Source organism: uncultured Paracoccus sp. (genome assembly GCF_947487305.1).
Lineage (GTDB): Bacteria > Pseudomonadota > Alphaproteobacteria > Rhodobacterales > Rhodobacteraceae > Paracoccus.
The window spans coordinates 186,506-204,569 of the sequence record NZ_CANKWH010000003.1 but is presented as its reverse complement, the minus strand read 5'-3'; the positions used below and the strand labels follow the sequence as shown (position 1 = coordinate 204,569).

At 65.9% G+C, this 18,064-nt stretch carries 19 protein-coding genes; 7 read left to right on the top strand and 12 right to left on the bottom strand.

Annotated elements, in window-relative coordinates:
* Positions 1-20 precede the first annotated feature (20 nt).
* From Q1A36_RS05665 to Q1A36_RS05655, 3 genes are all read right to left on the bottom strand, one after another.
* The gene (locus Q1A36_RS05665; RefSeq protein WP_299840886.1) at positions 21-605 is read right to left on the bottom strand and encodes a hypothetical protein; all 585 of its coding nucleotides are present in this window, start codon (positions 603-605) and stop codon (positions 21-23) included.
* Between the two features lie 3 nt (positions 606-608).
* Positions 609-1,553, bottom strand: a complete 945-nt coding sequence (locus tag Q1A36_RS05660) for a KpsF/GutQ family sugar-phosphate isomerase (protein ID WP_299840884.1) — start codon at positions 1,551-1,553, stop codon at positions 609-611.
* A 77-nt stretch (positions 1,554-1,630) separates the two neighbouring features.
* On the bottom strand, positions 1,631-2,245 hold the full coding sequence (locus Q1A36_RS05655; protein WP_299840882.1) for a ribonuclease H-like domain-containing protein: 615 nt from the start codon (positions 2,243-2,245) through the stop codon (positions 1,631-1,633).
* A gap of 188 nt (positions 2,246-2,433) precedes the next feature.
* On the opposite strand from Q1A36_RS05655, the gene Q1A36_RS05650 reads away from it, so the two are divergent.
* Positions 2,434-3,318, top strand: a complete 885-nt coding sequence (locus Q1A36_RS05650) for an MBL fold metallo-hydrolase (RefSeq protein WP_299840880.1) — start codon at positions 2,434-2,436, stop codon at positions 3,316-3,318.
* 6 nt (positions 3,319-3,324) lie between these two features.
* Here Q1A36_RS05650 and yjfF read toward each other — a convergent pair whose 3' ends face one another.
* The 9 genes from yjfF to Q1A36_RS05605 all read right to left on the bottom strand — a co-directional run bounded on the left by yjfF (position 3,325) and on the right by Q1A36_RS05605 (position 12,431).
* Entirely contained in the window at positions 3,325-4,296 is a 972-nt protein-coding gene (gene yjfF / locus Q1A36_RS05645) for a galactofuranose ABC transporter, permease protein YjfF (protein ID WP_299840878.1), read from the bottom strand.
* On the bottom strand, positions 4,293-5,312 hold the full coding sequence (locus Q1A36_RS05640) for an ABC transporter permease (protein ID WP_299840876.1): 1,020 nt from the start codon (positions 5,310-5,312) through the stop codon (positions 4,293-4,295). The genes yjfF and Q1A36_RS05640 overlap by 4 nt, the downstream gene beginning before the upstream one ends.
* Positions 5,309-6,820 carry a sugar ABC transporter ATP-binding protein gene (locus Q1A36_RS05635; protein WP_299840874.1) on the bottom strand — a complete coding sequence of 504 codons (1,512 nt, stop codon included), beginning with the start codon at positions 6,818-6,820 and terminating at the stop codon, positions 5,309-5,311. The genes Q1A36_RS05640 and Q1A36_RS05635 overlap by 4 nt, the downstream gene beginning before the upstream one ends.
* Positions 6,821-6,880: 60 nt before the next feature.
* Positions 6,881-7,840: a galactofuranose ABC transporter, galactofuranose-binding protein YtfQ gene (gene ytfQ, locus Q1A36_RS05630; RefSeq protein WP_299840872.1), complete on the bottom strand. Its 960-nt coding sequence runs from the start codon at positions 7,838-7,840 to the stop codon at positions 6,881-6,883.
* 198 nt (positions 7,841-8,038) lie between these two features.
* Positions 8,039-9,232 (bottom strand): MFS transporter, encoded by a 1,194-nt coding sequence (locus Q1A36_RS05625; protein ID WP_299840870.1) that lies wholly within the window; start codon positions 9,230-9,232, stop codon positions 8,039-8,041.
* 61 nt (positions 9,233-9,293) lie between these two features.
* Positions 9,294-10,040, bottom strand: coding sequence for a glutathione S-transferase family protein (locus Q1A36_RS05620; RefSeq protein ID WP_299840868.1), 747 nt, complete (start codon positions 10,038-10,040; stop codon positions 9,294-9,296).
* Positions 10,037-10,693, bottom strand: coding sequence for a DsbA family oxidoreductase (locus Q1A36_RS05615; protein ID WP_299840866.1), 657 nt, complete (start codon positions 10,691-10,693; stop codon positions 10,037-10,039). Before Q1A36_RS05615 ends, Q1A36_RS05620 begins: the two co-directional genes overlap by 4 nt.
* A gap of 20 nt (positions 10,694-10,713) precedes the next feature.
* Entirely contained in the window at positions 10,714-11,358 is a 645-nt protein-coding gene (locus tag Q1A36_RS05610; protein ID WP_299840864.1) for an NAD(P)-binding domain-containing protein, read from the bottom strand.
* A gap of 11 nt (positions 11,359-11,369) precedes the next feature.
* Complete coding sequence (locus tag Q1A36_RS05605; RefSeq protein ID WP_299840862.1) at positions 11,370-12,431, bottom strand: LLM class flavin-dependent oxidoreductase; 1,062 nt, start codon at positions 12,429-12,431, stop codon at positions 11,370-11,372.
* A 109-nt stretch (positions 12,432-12,540) separates the two neighbouring features.
* Here Q1A36_RS05605 and Q1A36_RS05600 point away from each other — a divergent pair, with 109 nt between their 5' ends.
* From Q1A36_RS05600 to benD, 6 genes are all read left to right on the top strand, one after another.
* A complete protein-coding gene (locus Q1A36_RS05600; protein ID WP_299840860.1) occupies positions 12,541-12,918 on the top strand; it encodes a helix-turn-helix domain-containing protein in 378 nt (125 codons plus the stop codon).
* Positions 12,919-13,024: 106 nt separating this feature from the next.
* Positions 13,025-14,167 (top strand): muconate/chloromuconate family cycloisomerase, encoded by a 1,143-nt coding sequence (locus Q1A36_RS05595; protein ID WP_299840858.1) that lies wholly within the window; start codon positions 13,025-13,027, stop codon positions 14,165-14,167.
* A 94-nt stretch (positions 14,168-14,261) separates the two neighbouring features.
* On the top strand, positions 14,262-15,647 hold the full coding sequence (gene benA, locus Q1A36_RS05590) for a benzoate 1,2-dioxygenase large subunit (protein ID WP_299840856.1): 1,386 nt from the start codon (positions 14,262-14,264) through the stop codon (positions 15,645-15,647).
* A 5-nt stretch (positions 15,648-15,652) separates the two neighbouring features.
* Positions 15,653-16,177: a benzoate 1,2-dioxygenase small subunit gene (benB, locus tag Q1A36_RS05585; protein WP_299840854.1), complete on the top strand. Its 525-nt coding sequence runs from the start codon at positions 15,653-15,655 to the stop codon at positions 16,175-16,177.
* A gap of 68 nt (positions 16,178-16,245) precedes the next feature.
* Positions 16,246-17,265, top strand: a complete 1,020-nt coding sequence (benC, locus tag Q1A36_RS05580; RefSeq protein ID WP_299840853.1) for a benzoate 1,2-dioxygenase electron transfer component BenC — start codon at positions 16,246-16,248, stop codon at positions 17,263-17,265.
* Complete coding sequence (benD, locus tag Q1A36_RS05575; RefSeq protein ID WP_299840851.1) at positions 17,262-18,041, top strand: benzoate diol dehydrogenase BenD; 780 nt, start codon at positions 17,262-17,264, stop codon at positions 18,039-18,041. Before benC ends, benD begins: the two co-directional genes overlap by 4 nt.
* Positions 18,042-18,064 lie beyond the last annotated feature (23 nt).

The following is an 18,064-nucleotide window of genomic DNA, read 5'->3' as shown; positions in this document are numbered from 1 at the left end:
GGCTGGGTCCTTTCGGAAGGTCAGGGCTGGTATATCAGACGCACGCCATCAGTGAAATTCAAGAGATGATCACCTGCCTCATCCGCGCGCGACAGGTCCATCGCCCCGGCGGTCAGCTGGCCGAAGGGCGCAAAGGCATTCACCTCCTCGGGCGCGACGATGGCCGACCGGCTCTCGCTGTCGCCGGTGGGACTGTCGACCACGGGCGTGGTCATGGCCCAGCCCGACGAGGTGGTGATGCGCACTCCGCCGCTCAACCGGATCTTGCCATCCTCCAGCGCCCCGCCGGGTGCGGTCATGTCGGCGGCCAGTCCGTCCTCGGCCCGCCAGGTCATTCTGAGCCGGCTGGCATCGCCGTCCGCCTCGCCCGTGCTGCTGACCTTGTCGGCACGCAGCGAGATGGCGGCACCGTCCGGCGTCACCCCGGCATATTCCGGCAGCACCATCTGCGGCTCGCGCGCCAGTTCCTCGGCTTCGACATCGGCATAGGGGATCGAGGACTCCTCTCCCTTCTCGGTCGAGAACAGGAACAGCGTCGACAGGATCGCCAGCGCCACCAGCGGCAGAAGCACGCGCAGCCAGCGGACGATGCGGGTGCGCGACATGGCCTAGACGATCCCGGCGCGCAGGCAGTCATGGATGTGCAGGATGCCGTCGGGACGGCCCTCGCGCACGGCAAAGAGTGTGGTGATCTTACGTGACTGCATCTCGGCCAGCGCCGCCTCGGCCAGCGCGGCCGGGTCGATGGTGCGCGGGTTGGCGGTCATCACCTCGCCGGCGCTGTGGGTCAGCAGCCCGTCCATGTGACGACGCAGGTCGCCGTCGGTGACGATCCCGACCAGAAGCCCGGCAGCATCGGTGACACCTGCCACGCCAAATCCCATCTGGCTCATCACCAGGAGCACATCAGCCATCGGCGCATCCTCGGCCACTAGCGGCATATCCTCGTGCATCAGGTCACCGACCTTGGCCAGTCGGGCACCCAGCTTGCCGCCCGGGTGGAAGGTGCGGAAATGTTCGGGGGTGAACTGACGATGCTCCATCAGCGCCACCGCCAGTGCATCGCCAAGCGCGAGCGTCATCGTGGTCGAGGTCGTGGGCACGATCCCGGTGCCGCAGGCCTCGGTTGCCGCCGGCAGGACCAGCGCCACATCAGCCTGACGCAGCAACGTCGATTCGGGCCGCGACGCCACGCCGATCAGCGGAATCGAGAATCGCCGGGTATGGGCAATAAGATCGGCGAGCTCCGGGGTTTCGCCGCTGTTGGACAGCACGATCGCCACATCGCTTTCCGTCACCATGCCCAGATCGCCATGGCTGGCCTCGGCCGGATGGACGAACTGCGCCGGTGTCCCGGTACTGGCCAGCGTCGCCGCCAGCTTGCGCCCGATATGGCCCGACTTGCCCATGCCGGAGACGATTACCCGGCCCTGTGCGGCCAGGATCACCTCGACCGCGCGGGTGAAATCCGGCCCCAGCCCTTCGGCCAGTTGCGCCAGTCCCGCCGCCTCGGTCTCGATCACCCGGCGCGCTGTTTCGATGTATTCCGCCAAATCGCGGTCCTTCTCTTTCGTCCAAATATCCTCTGGGGGTCCGGGGGGCGAAGCGCCCCCGGTCCGACCGTCCCCATCTAGTGATGGAAGATGTCGTTTTCATCCCCCCAGCCCAGCAGGTCCAGATGGGCCCGGGCGGGCAGGAAGTCGAAACAGGCCTGCGCCAGCCGCATCCGGCCCTCGCGCTTCAACTTATCCTCCAGCGCGGACTTGAGCTTGTGCAGGTAAAGCACATCCGAGGCGGCATATTCCAGCTGCGCATCGGTCAGGTTGGCCGCGCCCCAGTCGCTGGTCTGCTGCTGCTTGCTGACATCGACGCCGACCAGCTCGCTGAGCAGGTATTTCAGCCCGTGGCGGTCGGTATAGGTGCGGATCAGCTTGGACGCGATCTTCGTGCACCAGACCGGCGCCGTCACCACGCCAAAGGCGCTCTCCAGCGCGGCGATGTCGAAGCGGCCGAAATGGAACAGCTTTTGCACCTTGGGATCGGTCAGCATCGCGGTCAGGTTCGGCGCCTCGGTCTGGCCGCGGGCGATCTGCACCAGATGCGCATCGCCATCGCCCGACGAGAGCTGCACCAGGCACAACCGGTCACGGCGGTGGTCCAGACCCATGGTCTCGGTGTCGATGGCCACGACCGGGCCAAGATCAAGACCGTCCGGCAAATCGTTCTGATACAGATGGATGCTCATCGCTGCCCCGTTTTCCGCTGTTCGCCCCCTATGGCCCGAACAGCGCCGCAAATCCAGTGGCATCCGCCGTTTGTGCAAGGCCGCCGCGTCATGCCCGGACCCGGCGATTGCACCAGCGCGCCCGGCGATTTACCATGTGCGCAGACCTCGCCACGAGACGGTTGGGACATTCCCGAACGGAGACCCCGATGAGCAATTACCCTGTCGACATGGATGTGAAACCCGAGGTGAAGGGCTTCTTTGACGAGGCCACGAACACCATAAGCTACGTGGTCAAGGACCCGGCAAGCCCGGCCTCTGTGGTCATCGATTCGGTGATGGATTTCGACTATGCCTCGGGCCGGATCACCTATGACCATGCCGATGCGATCATCGCCTTCATCCGCGACAACAGCCTCAGGCTCGACTGGATCATCGAGACCCATGTCCATGCCGATCACCTGTCCGCCGCGCCCTATATCCAGGCCCATCTGGGCGGCAAGATCGCCATCGGCGCGCAGATCCTGATGGTGCAGGAGACCTTTGGAAAGATTTTCAACGAGGGCACCGAATTCCAGCGCGACGGCAGCCAGTTCGACCGGCTGCTGAAGGATGGCGACAGCTACAAGGTCGGCGAGATGGACTGTTTCGCCATGGCCACGCCCGGCCACACCCCCGCCTGCATGTCCCATGTGATGGGCAATGCCACCTTCGTCGGCGATACGCTCTTCATGCCCGATGGCGGCTCGGCGCGGGCCGATTTTCCCGGCGGCGATGCCGGCACGCTCTACGACAGCATACAGCGGGTGCTGGCCCTGCCCGATGCGATGCGGCTGTTCATGTGCCATGATTACGGCCCGAATGGCCGCGAGATCCGGTGGGAAACCACGGTGGGCGAGGAAAAGGCGCATAACATCCATGTCGGCGGCGGCAAGTCCAAGGCCGAGTTCGTCCGCTTCCGGACCGAGCGCGACGCGACGTTGAACATGCCCCGGCTGATCCTGCCCTCGCTGCAGGTGAACATGCGTGCGGGCGAGTTGCCCACCGACAAGGATGGAACGCCGATGCTGAAGGTGCCGGTGAACGGGCTCTGAAGGCGCTCAGCCGCCGGCCGCCAGCCGGGTCTGCGACAGTTTCAGCAAGCCCTTCTGCAGCAGGATGAAGACCAGAAGCAGCACCCCGATGACGATCTTGGTCCACCAGCTCGACAGCGTGCCGTCAAAGACGATGTAGGTCTGGATCAGCCCCATGGTCAGCACGCCGACCAGCGTTCCGAACATGTAACCTGCCCCCCCGGTCAACAGCGTGCCGCCGATGACCACGGCGGCGATGGCCGTCAGCTCGGTCCCCACGGTCGCCAGCGAATAGCCCGAGCCGGTATAGATCGAGAAGACAATACCCGAGAGCCCGGCCATCAGCCCGGAAAATCCATAGACCAGCATGGTCGTGCGCCCCCGCCTGACGCCCATCAGCCGCGCCGTCGCCTCGCCCCCGCCAAGCGCATAGACGCTGGCGCCGAAGCGGGTCTTGTGGGCGATGACCATGCCGGCCAGCACGGTCAGCAGCATCAGCACCCCGATCAGCGTCAGCCGCCCCTTGCCCGGCATCAGCCAATAGGCCTTTTGCAGGGTCTCGTAAAAGGGGTGTTGGATCGGCACCGACTCGATCGACAGCATATAGGCCGCGCCACGGGCCAGGAACATGCCGGCCAGCGTAACGATGAAGGCGGGCATGGCCAGCCGGTCGATCAGGAACCCCATCGCCGCGCCGAAGGCGGTGGTCAGCATGAGCAGCAGCGCAAAGACCACCAGCGGATGCAGCGCGGTGTCGCGCAGGACCACCGCGATGAACACGCCGGAGAAGGCGATGACCGAGCCGACCGACAGGTCGATCCCGCCCGAGAGGATCACCAGCGTCATGCCCACCGCGACGATGCCCAGATAGGCATTATCGGTCAGCAGGTTGCCGATCACCCGGGTGGACAGGATATTGGGGAATTGCAGCCAGCAGAGCAGATAGGCCAGCAGGAAGATCACGATGGTCGCATAAAGCGGCAGGGCGCGCGTGTTCATGTCTTGCTCCTCTCGGCGGCCCGCGCCTCGCGCCCGGCGCGCTGACTCTCGCGCCAGAGCCGCCATTCCGCCGCGATGCGCGGCGATTGCAGAACAAGGATCACCAGCACCAGCCCGGCCTTGATGACCAGATTGTATTCCGAGGGAAACCCGGCCAGCAGGATGCCGGTGTCGATGGTCTGGATGATCAGCGCGCCGATCAGCGAGGCGATGATGGAAAACCGCCCGCCCAGCAGCGAATTGCCCCCGATGACCACGGCAAGGATCGCGTCAAGTTCCAGCCACAGCCCGGCATTGTTGGCATCGGCCCCGCGAATGTCGGCGGTTACGATGATCCCGGCCAGCGCGGCGCAAAGGCCGGCGGCGATATAGACGGCGATCAGCAGCACGGTTGCATTCACCCCGGCCAGCGCGCTGGCACGGCGGTTGATGCCGATGGCCTCGATCAGGAGGCCAAGCGCGGTGCGGCGCATCAGAGCCGCGACGGCAAGGCCGGTGACAAGCCAGATCCAGGCCGGCACCGGCAGGCCCAGAGCCGTGCCCGAGCCGAGGAAGGCCAGTCCCGGATCGGTGAAGGTCAGGATGCGGCCCTCGGTGATCAGCTGCGCAATGCCACGGCCCATGGTCATCAGGATCAGCGTGGCGACAAAGGGCTGGATGCCCACAATGGCGACCAGCACCCCGTTCCACAGACCGGCCAGCGCCCCGGCCCCCAGCGCCAGCATCAGCGCGGGCAAAAGCCCCCAACCCCCGGCAATGGCCCAGGCCGCCACCGCGCCACAGATCGCCATGGTTGTGCCAACCGAGAGGTCGATGCCACGGGTGGCGATGACCAGCGTCATGCCAACCGCCAACAGCGCCACCGGCGCCACCCGCTTCAGCACGTCGATCAGCGGCCCGACGAGCCGGCCATCAGTAACCGAGACATTCAGAAAGCCGGGAAAGAAAACCAGAACCAGCCCGACCAGCAGGGCCAGCGCGATCAGTTGTGGGGCCAGGCGGGCAAGGATGCTCATGCCGCCGCGCCCTCGCCCTTGGCATCGCTTTGGGCGATGGCGCGCATGATCTCGGCGCCGGTCACGCGACTGCCCGACAGTTCGGCCACATGGCGGCGGTCGCGCAGCACGATCACCCGGTCGGCCACGGCGACCAGCTCGTCGATCTCGCTGCTGATGACCAGCACCGACATGCCGGCATCTGTCAGCTCGTGGATCAGCCGCAGGATCTCGGCATGGGCGCCGACGTCGATGCCGCGCGTCGGCTCGTCGAGGATCAGGAAGCGCGGGTTCATCGCCAGCCAGCGGGCCAGAACCACCTTCTGCTGATTGCCGCCGGACAGATCGCCGATGGCCTTCTCGCGCCCCGAGGTGCGGATATCCAGCCGCCGGATATAGTCATCGGCCAGCCGGTTCTGCTCGGCCCGGCTGACCGGCCGCGCCCAGCCACGCCGGGCCTGCAGGCCAAGGATGATGTTCTCGCGGATCGACAGATCGGCGACGATGCCATCGGTCTTGCGATCCTCGGGGGCAAAACCGAAGCCGGCGGCAATGGCGGCGCGGGGGGAGTTCAGGTCCAGCGCCCCCTGCGGGTCGCGGGCGGTGCCCGAGGCCGCGTGCAACCCGAACATCAGTTCCGCGCTTTCCGTCCGGCCCGAGCCCAGAAGTCCCGCGAGACCGACGACCTCGCCCTGTCCCACGGTCAGATCGAACGGCTTGATCATGCCGCGCCGCCCGAAATTCTCGAAGGCCAGCAGATCGGGGCGCCCGACCGGCCCTTCCTCGCTCGCAAGCTCCTCCACCTCATGCTCCATCGCGCGGCCCAGCATGTGTTCGATCAGCCGCACCCGGTCCAGATCGGCGGTGCGCTCGGTCACGATCTTGCGGCCATTGCGCAGCACCGTCACCCGGTCGGTCAACTCGAACACCTGATCGAGAAAATGCGAGACGAAGACGATGCCGAGACCGCGCTGCCTGAGACCCCGCACGACGTCAAAGACCATCTCGACCTCGCGCGCGTCCAGACTGGCGGTCGGCTCGTCGAGGATCAGCACCTTGCCCGACAGCGCCACCGCGCGGGCAATGGCGATGATCTGCCGGATGGCCACGGAATAGCTGCCCAGATCGCGGTCCACGTCGATCTGAAGCCCGTAATGGCCCAGCATGTCGCGCGCCTCGGCCCGCATCGCGCGGCTGTCGATCAGCCCCCAGCGGCGCGGCTCGCGCCCGAACATCAGGTTCTGTGCCACGGTCAGGTTGGGCAGCAGGTTCACCTCCTGATAGACCGTTCCGATGCCCAGATCCTGCGCCTCGACGGTCGAGCGCGGGGCGATCTCGGCCCCGTCCAGCGCCACCGTGCCGCCATCTCGGTGATAGGCGCCGGTCAGACATTTGATCAGCGTCGACTTGCCCGCCCCGTTCTCGCCCAGCAGCGCATGAACCTCGCCCGCAGCCAGATCGAAATCGACGCCGTCCAGCGCGCGGGTGCCGGGGAAGGTCTTGGTCAGGGACCGGATCGACAGAAGCATGGCACCGCCTTCAGAGGGAAATGCCGGGGCCACGCAGGCGCGCGGCCTCGGCTTTTGGTGTCAGTAGCCCAGGCCCTTGCGGGCCTCGTATTCCGCCGCCGGATCGTCCGCCTGCGTATAGAGCTTCGATTCGGTCTGGATGAACTTCTCGGGCAGGGTGCCATCGGCCCAATAGGCCGCCAGCGCGTCGAAGGCGGGGCCGGCCATGTTCGGGGTCAGCTCGACCGTGGCATTGGCCTCGCCCGCCGCCATCGCCTGAAAGATGTCGGGCACGCCGTCGATGGAGACGACCAGGATATCCTTGCCCGGCGCCAGCCCGGCTTCCTTGATCGCCTGGATCGCACCCACGGCCATGTCGTCGTTATGGGCGTAGAGCGCGCAGATATCCTTGCCGCCATTCTCGGCCTGCAGGAAGCTTTCCATCACCTCCTTGCCCTGCGCGCGGGTGAAGTCGCCGGTCTGGCTGCGCACGATGGAAAGGTTGGCATGGTCCTTGATGGCATTCTCGAAGCCGGTCTTGCGGTCGATGGCGGGGCTCGAGCCGGTGGTGCCCTGCAGCTCGACGATGCGGCACTCGCGGTCGCCGACCTCGTTCACCAGCCAGCCGCCCGCCACCTCGCCCTCGTGGACAAGGTTCGAACCGACGGCGGTCAGGATCAACTCGTCGGAACTGTCGACCTGCCGGTCCAGAAGCACGACGGGGATCTCGGCCTCCTGCGCCTCTTCCAGCACCGCGTCCCAGCCCGTCGCCACGACCGGCGCCAGCAGGATCGCATCGACCCCCTGCGCGATGAACGACCGGATCGCGGCGATCTGGTTCTCCTGCTTCTGCTGCGCATCCGAGAATTGCAGCTGGATGCCGCGTTCCTCGGCCTGCGATTTGGTCAGCGTCGTCTCGGCCGCGCGCCAACCCGATTCCGAGCCGATCTGCGAAAAGCCGACCGTCTCGCCCTCGGCCAGCGCGGCCCCGGCGGTCAGTGCCATGAGGGCGGCACCGGTCATCAGAAATGTCTTGGTCATCTTATCCTCCCTTGCTGTTTCGTTCGATGGGCCAAAGGATCGCCGGGCAGATCAGCGGTCCCGTGACCGATGGCGGGACAGTAGCAAGGGAGGGGCAGCGATTGAAAATTACATTATCTGCAAGTTATATGATCGATTTGCTATGCGACGCCACCCTGACGCGACCGGATCGGCATTGCTGACCCCACCCGAACGCGATCAGACCCGGCCCGGACGCAAGAGCCAGGCGATCAGCGCCGCCATCGGCAGCAGCAGGATTGCAGCGATCAGGAAGGTGGTGGAATAGCCGTAAAGTTCGACCAGCGGCTGCACCACCAGCGGCGACAGGAACTGACCCAGAAACAGCGCCGTGGTGACGGTACCTGTGACCGCGCCGCGCCGCCGCTCGGGCGCGGCGTTCAGGGCCGAGACCACGAAGGTCGGCATGACATAGCCGAGGCCCAGCCCGATCAGCAGCGCGCCAATGCGAACCATGTTCAGCGTCTCGCCCGAATGCAGGACGAAAAAACCCCCGGCGATGATCAGGTAGCCCAGTGCCGGGGTCAGCCCGATGCCCAAACTGCCCCGCACCGTGGCAAAGCTGATCGCGGAAAGGCCGCCGGTGATGGTCAACAGCGCCATGGCCTGCGCCGAGGCGGCGGGCTCGGGATGGCCGATGCTGACCAGATAGAAGGGAATCTGGGTGGGGATGATGTAGAAGATCGTCAGCGTCAGCGCCGACATGATCGAGATGATGGCAACGAGACGCGGCCAGTCGGCGTTGCCCTCGCACCCGCCGTCGGTGGCCTCGACCCTTGAGCGGTCGGGTTCCGGCAGGGCGCGCCAGAGGAAGGGCAGGTAGGCAAAGCCAAGCGCGTAGATCAGGAATGGCAGGCGCGGCGAGATGCCGGCCAGCCAGCCGGCCAGCGCGATGAAGACGAAGCCGCCCAAGTTGGTCGCGCCCATCTGCCAGCCCATGAACCGCCCGCGCATCGGACCAGCGAAATAGTCGCCGACCAGCGCCGATTGCGTGGTCATGATCAGCGCGACAGCCAGACCCAGCACCAGCCGGCTGGCCAGAATCCCCTCGAGACTGGACAGCACCGCCCCCAATGTGCCCGAGATCGCATAAAGCACGATGCCAGCGAGCAGCAGCGGTCGGCGGCCAAAGCGGTCCGAGGCCATGCCGACGAAGGGCGCGGCAATCGCCACCAGCAGCGAGGGCGCGGTGACCAGCAGCCGGGTCAGCAGCCCGGCATTCGGGGTGTCGGCAAAGCTCGCCTCCAGCCCCGGCAGGGCGGGGGTGATGGTGGCGTTCGACATGATCGTGAGGGTCGCCGCCAGCAGCAGCGCCCAGACCTTCGGATCGGCCGCCATCGGGCGTGCCGCCGGGTTGCCGTGAATCGTGGTCATGGTCTGTCCTTCGTCCATCGCCGCCCGGCCCCCGCGCAAATTGCAGGGGCCGGGGCGGGTGTCAGTTCGCGGTCAGCGCGTAGGAGGCTGCCGCGCGCAACCGGCCCAGGTAGAGGTCAAGGAAATCCGCCGGCACCGCGCCGGCGACACTGGGTCGCGCGGCCAGCGCCTGTCGCCAGGCCTGCAGCTTCGGCAGGTCATCGGTCACGCCGAGCTTCCGCACCGTCTCGAGCGCGTCGAGCTGGCGGAAGGCCGGGGCAAAGACCGCATCGACCGCCGAGAAGCCGGCCCCGGCGAAGAAGGGACCGACCACCTCGGCCTCGAGCGGTTGAAGCCGCGTGATCAGCCCCGTGCGCGCCTCGGCAAAGCCCGCCTCGTCCTTGGCTTGCCCCAGCTTCCACAACTCGCCTAGCACCGAGCCGGCATATTCGACCCATGCCCGCTGACGGGCGCGGTCCAGCGCATCCTCGGGGAAGAGCCGCTGCCCCAGCAGGGTCTCGTCCAGATATTGCAGGATGACCGTGCTTTCGAACAGGATCACCGGCTTTTCACCCGCCCGCTCGATCTTCAGCACCGGCACCTTGCCCAGGGGCGATATCTCCAGAAACCAGTCGGGCTTGTTGGCGAGGTCGATATGGATCACCTCGTACTCGACCCCGCGCTCGCGCAGCGCGATCACCGCGCGCTGGACATAGGGGCAGGTCGGAAAGCTGATCAGCGTCAGCTTCGGCGCGGCTTCGGGGATGGCGCAGACGCCATCCACGCAAGCGCCCGCATCGGCGCCAAGGGAAACCAGCGGCCCGTTCATGCTGCGCCCCCGCGTTCGGCTTGCACCTTGCCGAGCGCCTGCAGGAACAGGTCGGCCTCCTGCGCGCCCGACAGCCCGTATTTGCCGTCGATGACGAAGAAGGGCACGCCGCTGATGCCATAGGCTGCGGCCTGCGCCTTGTCCTCGGCCACCGCCTTGGCGAAGGCGCCCGAGTTCAGCGCGGCCTCGGCCTCGGCGCGATCGAGCCCGATCTCGGCGGCCAGATCGGCCAGATCCGCGACATGGCCGACATGTTTGCCTTCGGTGAAATAGGCCTTGAGCAGCCGTTCCTTCATCTCGGCCCCCTTGCCCTGCGTTTTGGCGAAGTGGATCAGCTCATGCGCCTTGGCGGTATTGGTGACCTTAATGTCGTCGAGGTGATAGTCCAGCCCCTCGCGCGCGGCGAGACCGGTGATCTGCTGGTCCATCTGCCGCACCTGCTCGGGCGAGGCACCCAGATGCTGCGCCAGATACTCGGCATGGTTGCCGGTGTAGTCCACGGGCGAGGCCGGGTTCAGCTGATAGCTGTGCCAGTTCACCTCGACGGGCGCGCCGTCGAAACGGTCGAGCGCGGATTCCAGCCGCCGCTTGCCGATATAGCACCAGGGGCAGGCAATGTCGGACCAGATGTCGATCCTGATCGGGTTGGCCATGATCTTTCCTTTTCGTTCAGTCAGGCGGCAAGCGGCACGCCAAGCGCCGCCTGCAATTCCTTGCGTCCCAGAGGCGCGCCGAAGACCGGCGTGCCGATGGCAAAGCCCCGCGCCGCGTCCAGCGGCCCGGCATCCACCGGGTCGAAGCCCAGACGGTCGATCACGCGGGCCAGCACCGCCCGCGCGCCCTTGTCATCACCGGCAATCGCCATTGCCCGGCGTTCGGGATCGCCCACCGGTCGGGCCTCGCCATCCATCTCGTGATAGCCGAGATGGTTGAAGGCGCGTAGCAGGCGCGCGCCGGCCAGATGGTCGGCGATCACCGCGCTGCTCGTCGGCACGCCCTCGAATTCCGGCAGGGTGCCATCGGTCTGCGCCCAGTAATTCATCGCATCGACGACGATCTTGTCCTTGAGTGCGGCAGGGTCAAGACTGCGATATTTCGACAGAGGCAGCGCCAGAATGACGATATCGCTGGCCTCCATCACCTCGGCAGCGCTGGCCGCGACCGCACCCGGTGCCACGAATTGCAGCACCAGCGCGATCTCGCTGGCCGGGCGGGACGAGGCGATGCGCACCTCGTAGCCCGCCGCCAGGGCGCGGCGGGCGATGGCCGTGCCCACCCGCCCCGCGCCGAGAATGCCGATAACCTTTGGCTCGGTCATGGTTGCCTCCTTCAGACGGTCTCGGCCGGTGCCTCGGCCTTTTCGGCCAGCGCGGCATCGACCAGCGGTTTCACCTTCGTCCCCAGCAGTTCGATCGAGCTGAGGAAGTCCTTCTGCGCCAGCTGCCCCAGATCCATCTGGAAGAAGTGCCGGTCGTGACCCATCGCGCCATGCAGCGCCACGATCCGTTCGGCGATCTCCTCGGGCGAGCCGACGAACAGCGCCCCCTTGCCATTGGCATCGCGGTCAAAGCCCGCGCGCTGCGGCGCCGGGAAGCCCCGGATCTCGCCCAAGGCACGGAAGGCCTCGTGGTAATGGTTCCACCACAGATCCTTGGCCGCCTGCGCATCGGTGCCGATAAAGCCGGGGCTGGCGACCGAGATGCGCACATCCGCGCCCGGCACCTTCACCTGCTCGACCGCCTGACGATAGAGGTTCGCCAGCGGCGCAAAGCGTTCGGCATCACCGCCGATGATGGCATAGCTGACCGGCAGGCCGGCAATCGCCGCGCGGACCGTCGAGTTCGGGTTGCCCCCGGTGGCCAGCCAGATCGGCAGCTTGCCGTTCTCGGGCCGGGGCACGACCAGCGCCTCATTCAGCGCAGGGCGGAACTTGCCTTCCCAAGTGATGGACTCGCTCTCGTTCAGCCGCAGCAGCAGGTCCAGCTTCTCGGCATAGAGATCGTCGTAATCGTTCAGGCTGTGGCCAAAGAGCGGAAAGCTCTCGGTCGATGAGCCACGACCGGCAGTGATCTCGGCCCGGCCATTCGACAGCGCGTCGAGCGTGGCGAATTGCTGGAACACCCGCACCGGGTCATCGGTCGACAGCACCGTGACCGCGCTGCCCAGCAGGATGTTCTTCGTTGTCGCCGCCGCCGCGCCAAGGATCACCGTGGCGGCCGAGGCCGGCATTTCGCGGGTATGGTGTTCACCGATGCCAAAGTAATCCAGCCCGACCTGATCGGCCAGTTGAATTGCTTCCAGCAGGTTGCGCTGTGCCTCTGCCGTGCTGCCCAACTCGCCCGTCTCGGGGTTCCTTTGCACGTCGCCAAAGCTGTAAACGCCAAGTTCCATTCTCTGTCCTCCATCATCAGCGGCTAAAAATTCTTTCGGCTTCGCTGGTATAAATTTGTAACTTGCACCTATATTGATACTGAAATCCGGGACGCAAGAAGGCACACCGATGTTACCTGATCCAAGTGAAGGCCCCGACGAAATGCTGGACGCCTGCCGCCCTGTCCGCCTGACGCTCAGCCGGATCGGTGACAAGTGGTCGGTGCTGATCGTCATGGCGCTGTGCGGCGGGCCGCGCCGCTTCAATGAATTGAAACGCGCCATCGACGGCATCTCGCAGCGGATGCTGACCCTGACGCTGCGCGGGATGGAGCGTGACGGGCTGATCAGCCGCACCGTCCACCCGACCACCCCGCCCCGCGTCGAATATGCACTGACCGATCTGGGCCGCACCCTGCGCGAGCCGATCGAGGCTTTGGGGCAATGGGCGGTCGCGAACGAATCCCGCATCCGCGCGGCACAGGAACGGTTCGACGCGGCGGGCTGAGCGCCTCGCCCCATGCGGGTATTGCCCGACACCAAGCCGGTATTGGACTTCGGGGGGTGGAAACGGCGATCTTTCAGGCAAGGAAAGACAGCCAAGGACCACCGCCATGACCCAGATCGACCGGATCGAAACCACCCTCGTCGACATCCCGACGATCCGCGGCCATGTGCTGTCGATGACCACCATGCGCTCGCAGGCCATTGTTCTGGTGCGCGTCCGGTTCTCGGATGGCTCGGTCGGACTGGGCGAAGGCACCTCGATCGGCGGCATGAGCTATGGGCCGGAAAGCCCCGAAAGCATCAAGCTGGCGATCGACAGCTATATCGCCCCGCTGCTCGTCGGTCAGCCGGCCGATGACGTGATCGCCGCGATCACGCTGGTCGAGAAATCGGTCCGCGGCAATCCCATCGCCCGCTGCGCGGTCGAGATCGCCCTGTGGGACGGGCTGGCGAAGCGGCTGAACACCTCGGTCGCGCAGGTCTTTGGCGGCCCGGTCCGCCGGGCCATGCCGGTGGCCTGGACGCTGGCCAGTGGCCGCTCGGAGACCGATATCGCCGAGGCCGAGGAACTGATCGAGACCCGCCGTCACAACATCTTCAAGCTGAAAATCGGCAAGCGCCCGGTGCGCGAGGACCTGGCCCATGTCGAGGCCATCGCCCGCGCCGTCGGCGACCGCGCCAGCATCCGCGTCGATGTCAACCAAGCCTGGAGCCTGACCGATGCCCGCCGTGGGTTGGCCGGGTTGCAGGCCATCGGCTGCGAACTGGCCGAACAGCCGATCCGCACCGGCGATCTGGCTGCTTTGCGCGCCCTGACCGAAGGCACCGAGGTCGCGGTCATGGCCGATGAACAGCTGAACGGCCCCGCCGATGCGCTGGCCGTGGCCGCCGCCCGCGCGGCAGATGTCTTTGCCGTCAAGATCGGCCAGTCGGGCGGGCTGAAGCGCGCCGCCGAGGTCTGCGCGATCGGGGATGCCGCCGGCATCGGCCTTTACGGCGGCACCATGCTGGAGGCGGGCATCAGCACCGCCGCCGCCGTGCAATTGTTCTCGACCGTGCCGCATCTTGACTGGGGCACCGAACTTTTCGGCCCGCTTCTGCTGACCGACGAGATCCTGGCCGAGCCGCTGACCTATCGCGACTTCTCGGTGCTGCTGCCCGAAGGGTCGGGCATCGGTGTCGCGCTGGATGACAGCAAAGTTGATTTCTACCGGCGCGACCGCGCCCGCAGCCTTCACGCCGTTTCCTAGGCCAGCAAGGCGCCACGACGACCGGCCCATCATTGCCGGATAACCGCAGCAACCCGGCGCCGGACCCCCCGGACGCCAACGGAGGAGACTTGCCATGTTCACACCCGAATCCCTTGACGAGCTGGAAGCGCGGCTTGACGGCATCGTCCAGGACGATCCCGAAAACGGCATCTTCCGGGCCCGCCGGGACATGTTCACCGATGAGGAACTGTTCGAACTCGAGATGAAGCACATCTTCGAGGGCAACTGGATCTACCTGGCCCATGAAAGCCAGATCCCCAACCCGAACGATTATTTCACCGTCAATATGGGCCGCGTGCCTGTGGTCATCACCCGCGACAAGACCGGCCAGCTGCACGCGCTGGTCAATGCCTGCTCGCATCGCGGCGCCATGCTGTGCCGCTTCAAGCGCGCCAACAAGGCCACCTTCACCTGCCCGTTCCACGGCTGGACCTTCGCCAATACCGGCAAGCTCCTGAAGGTGAAGGACCCGCAGGGCGCAGGCTACCCCGAGCAGTTCGACTGCGACGGCAGCCATGACCTGACCAAGGTTGCCCGCTTCGAAAGCTATCGCGGCTTCCTGTTCGGCAGCCTGAACCCCGATGTCTCGTCGCTGGAGGAGTATCTGGGCGAGGCCCGCAAGATGATCGACATGGTCGCCGCCCAGTCGGACGAGGGACTGGAGGTGCTGCGCGGCAGCTCGACCTATACCTTCGACGGCAACTGGAAGCTGCAGGCCGAGAATGGCGCCGACGGCTATCACGTCTCGGCCGTGCACTGGAACTATGTCGCTACCACCGCGCGGCGCGGCAAGGAGACCGAGGACAAGATCAAGGCCAATGACGCCTCGAAATGGGCCAAGCAGAAGGGCGGCTTCTACAGCTTCGACAATGGCCACCTGCTCTTGTGGACGGTCTGGGCCGATCCCTCGAACCGCCCGCTTTACCCGCATCGCGAGGAGCTGGTGCAGAAATACGGCGAGGCCAAGGCCGACTGGATGATCTCCTATCTGCGCAACCTCTGCCTCTATCCGAACCTGTTCCTGATGGACCAGTTCAGCAGCCAGCTGCGGGTCTTCCGGCCGATCTCGGTCGATCAGACCGAGGTGACGATCTATTGCATCGCCCCCAAGGGCGAAAGCGCCGAGGCCCGCACCCGCCGCATCCGCCAGTACGAGGACTTCTTCAACGCCTCGGGCATGGCGACCCCGGACGATACCGAGGAATTCCGCGCCACGCAGCGCGGCTATGCCGGCGGTCGTTTCGCCAAGTGGAACGACCTGACCCGCGGCGCCAAGCAGTGGATCACCGGGCCTGACGAGGATGCCAAGGCCATCGATCTGAACCCAATCCTCTCGGGCGCCCGCACCGAGGACGAGGGCCTCTTCGTCATCCAGCACAGCCAATGGGTCGAGCGGATGCGCGACGCCATCACCGATGAACGCGACGCGATTGCCCCCGTCGCCCAAGCTGCGGAGTAACTGACATGAGCGACACCATCGACCTCGACCGCCCCGCCCGCGCCCTGACCTTCGACCAGATCCAGGCCTTTCTCTATGCCGAGGCGCGTGCGCTGGATGATCGTCAGTGGGATCACTGGCTGACCTTCTATCACGACGACTGCGACTTCTGGATGCCGGCCTGGGACGATTACGACCGGCTGACCGAGGATCCGCAATCGGAAATCTCGCTGATCTATTATGCCGACAAATCCGGTATCCGTGATCGCGTCTTCCGCATCCAGACCGACCGCTCCTCGGCCACCAGCCTGCCCGAGCCGCGCACCAACCATAACCTCTCGAATATCGAGATCATCGAACAGAAGGACGGCATCATCAAGCTGCGCTTCAACTGGCAGTCGCTCAGCTATCGCTATGCGGCGACGGACCAGCACTGGGGCACGTCCTTCTACACCATCGACGCCAGGGGTGAGCGTCCGCTGATCACCTCGAAGAAGATCGTTCTGAAGAACGACCACATCCACCATGTGATCGACGTTTATCACATCTGACCTGAACCCTTGACCATTGACCCAGCCACCCGCCCGGGCATCCGGGCGGGACCGGGGGAGGAGACACCATGACCTACCAGATTGCACTCAACTTCGAAGACGGCGTGACCCGCGTCATCGACTGCGACGAGGACGAACTCGTCATGGACGCCGCCTTCCGCGCCAAGATCAACATCCCGATGGATTGCCGCGACGGCGTCTGCGGCACCTGCAAATGCTTTGCCGAAAAGGGCGAATACGAACTGGGCTTCTATCTCGACGAAGCCATGACCGAGGACGAGGCCGGCGAGGGCTATGTTCTCTCCTGCCAGATGACCCCGAAATCCGATTGCGTGGTCAAGGTTCCGGCCTCGTCGCTGGTCTGCAAAACCGGGGCCGAAACCGTCGCCGCCGAGGTGATCGCGGTCGATGCGCTGTCGGAAACCTCGTTCGGGCTCAGGGTGAAACTGTCCAAACCGATCGCCTTCCTGCCCGGCCAATACGTCAATATCGGCGTGCCCGGCACCGACCGGTACCGCTCCTATTCCTTCTCCTCGGCGCCGGGCGCCGACGAGGGCAGTTTCCTGATCCGCAACCTCAAGGGCGGCGTCATGTCGACCTGGCTGGGCGAGATCGCCAAGCCCGGCGACAAGCTGGACCTGACCGGCCCGATGGGTGCCTTCTACCTGCGCCCGGTCGAGCGCCCGCAGCTGTGGCTGGCCGGCGGCACCGGCCTTGCGCCCTTCCTCGCCATGCTGGAATCGGTCGCCGTCAGCGGCAGCGACCATCCGATCCGGCTCTACTATGCCGTCACCCATGGCGCGGATCTGGTCGAGCTGGAGCGGATGCAGGCGCTGGCCGATCAGATCGGCAATGTCCAGATCGTCACCATCCTCGCCGCCAAGGACGAGGAGCATGACCGCAAGGGCTTCGTCACCGATCATCTCGGCCTCGAGGATTTCAACGGCGGCGACAGCGATGTCTATCTGTGCGGTCCCCCGCCGATGGTCGAGGCGGTGCGCCAGCACATGGCCGCCCTTGGCGTCGCCCCCGCCAGCTTCCACTTCGAGAAGTTCAACCCGACCGAAACCCCGGCGGTGGCGGCATGAGCGGGCGGTTCGCAGGCAAGGCCATGGTGATCACCGGCGCCGCCCAGGGCATAGGTCAGCACGTCGCCGAACGCGCGGCCGCCGAGGGGGCCGAGGTGCTGATCGTCGACCGCTCGAACCAGCGCGACGTGGTGGCGGCGGGAATCAAAGCGGTGGGCGGCATCGCCCATGCGGTGAGCGCCGATCTGGAAACATGGGAGGGCTGCGCCGCCGCCATGGCCCGGGCAGCGGAGCTTTTCGGGCGCATCGACATCCTCGTGAACAATGTCGGCGGCACCATCTGGGCGAAACCCTTCGAGCATTACCAGCCGAAAGAGATCGAGGCCGAGATCCGCCGCTCGCTGTTTCCGACCATCTATTGCTGCCGCGCCGCGCTGGATTACATGCTGCCGGCGGGCAAGGGTGTGATCGTCAACGTCTCCTCCATCGCCACCCGCAGCCTCAACCGCGTCCCCTATGCGGCGGCCAAGGGCGGGGTGAACGCCATCACCGCCAGCCTTGCCTGGGAAGTGGCCGAACGCGGCATCCGCGTCGTCGCCACCGCGCCCGGCGGCACCGAGGCCCCGCCGCGCGTGGTGCCGCGCAATGCCAATGCCGCAACCGAACAGCCGGCGGAATGGTATCAGACCATCGTCGACCAGACCAAGCAGTCGAGCCTGATGAAACGCTATGGCACGCTGGACGAACAGGCCGGCGCCATCCTGTTCCTCGCCTCGGACGATGCCAGCTATATCACCGGCGTGACCCTGCCGGTCGGCGGCGGGGATCTGGGCTAGACTGAAGCTGCGCGACCGCCCGA

What these genes read in the sequence shown, in the direction of transcription:
- Q1A36_RS05665 (WP_299840886.1), bottom strand. Translation starts at nt 605, where the DNA reads ATGTCGCGCACCCGCATCGTCCGCTGGCTGCGCGTGCTTCTGCCGCTG.
- Q1A36_RS05620 (WP_299840868.1), bottom strand. Translation starts at nt 10,040, where the DNA reads ATGAACGGGCCGCTGGTTTCCCTTGGCGCCGATGCGGGCGCTTGCGTG.
- Q1A36_RS05640 (WP_299840876.1), bottom strand. Translation starts at nt 5,312, where the DNA reads ATGAGCATCCTTGCCCGCCTGGCCCCACAACTGATCGCGCTGGCCCTG.
- Q1A36_RS05610 (WP_299840864.1), bottom strand. Translation starts at nt 11,358, where the DNA reads ATGACCGAGCCAAAGGTTATCGGCATTCTCGGCGCGGGGCGGGTGGGC.
- benB (WP_299840854.1), top strand. Translation starts at nt 15,653, where the DNA reads ATGAGCGACACCATCGACCTCGACCGCCCCGCCCGCGCCCTGACCTTC.
- Q1A36_RS05625 (WP_299840870.1), bottom strand. Translation starts at nt 9,232, where the DNA reads ATGACCACGATTCACGGCAACCCGGCGGCACGCCCGATGGCGGCCGAT.
- Q1A36_RS05650 (WP_299840880.1), top strand. Translation starts at nt 2,434, where the DNA reads ATGAGCAATTACCCTGTCGACATGGATGTGAAACCCGAGGTGAAGGGC.
- Q1A36_RS05605 (WP_299840862.1), bottom strand. Translation starts at nt 12,431, where the DNA reads ATGGAACTTGGCGTTTACAGCTTTGGCGACGTGCAAAGGAACCCCGAG.
- Q1A36_RS05615 (WP_299840866.1), bottom strand. Translation starts at nt 10,693, where the DNA reads ATGGCCAACCCGATCAGGATCGACATCTGGTCCGACATTGCCTGCCCC.
- Q1A36_RS05635 (WP_299840874.1), bottom strand. Translation starts at nt 6,820, where the DNA reads ATGCTTCTGTCGATCCGGTCCCTGACCAAGACCTTCCCCGGCACCCGC.
- Q1A36_RS05655 (WP_299840882.1), bottom strand. Translation starts at nt 2,245, where the DNA reads ATGAGCATCCATCTGTATCAGAACGATTTGCCGGACGGTCTTGATCTT.
- Q1A36_RS05595 (WP_299840858.1), top strand. Translation starts at nt 13,025, where the DNA reads ATGACCCAGATCGACCGGATCGAAACCACCCTCGTCGACATCCCGACG.
- Q1A36_RS05600 (WP_299840860.1), top strand. Translation starts at nt 12,541, where the DNA reads ATGTTACCTGATCCAAGTGAAGGCCCCGACGAAATGCTGGACGCCTGC.
- yjfF (WP_299840878.1), bottom strand. Translation starts at nt 4,296, where the DNA reads ATGAACACGCGCGCCCTGCCGCTTTATGCGACCATCGTGATCTTCCTG.
- benC (WP_299840853.1), top strand. Translation starts at nt 16,246, where the DNA reads ATGACCTACCAGATTGCACTCAACTTCGAAGACGGCGTGACCCGCGTC.
- benD (WP_299840851.1), top strand. Translation starts at nt 17,262, where the DNA reads ATGAGCGGGCGGTTCGCAGGCAAGGCCATGGTGATCACCGGCGCCGCC.
- ytfQ (WP_299840872.1), bottom strand. Translation starts at nt 7,840, where the DNA reads ATGACCAAGACATTTCTGATGACCGGTGCCGCCCTCATGGCACTGACC.
- benA (WP_299840856.1), top strand. Translation starts at nt 14,262, where the DNA reads ATGTTCACACCCGAATCCCTTGACGAGCTGGAAGCGCGGCTTGACGGC.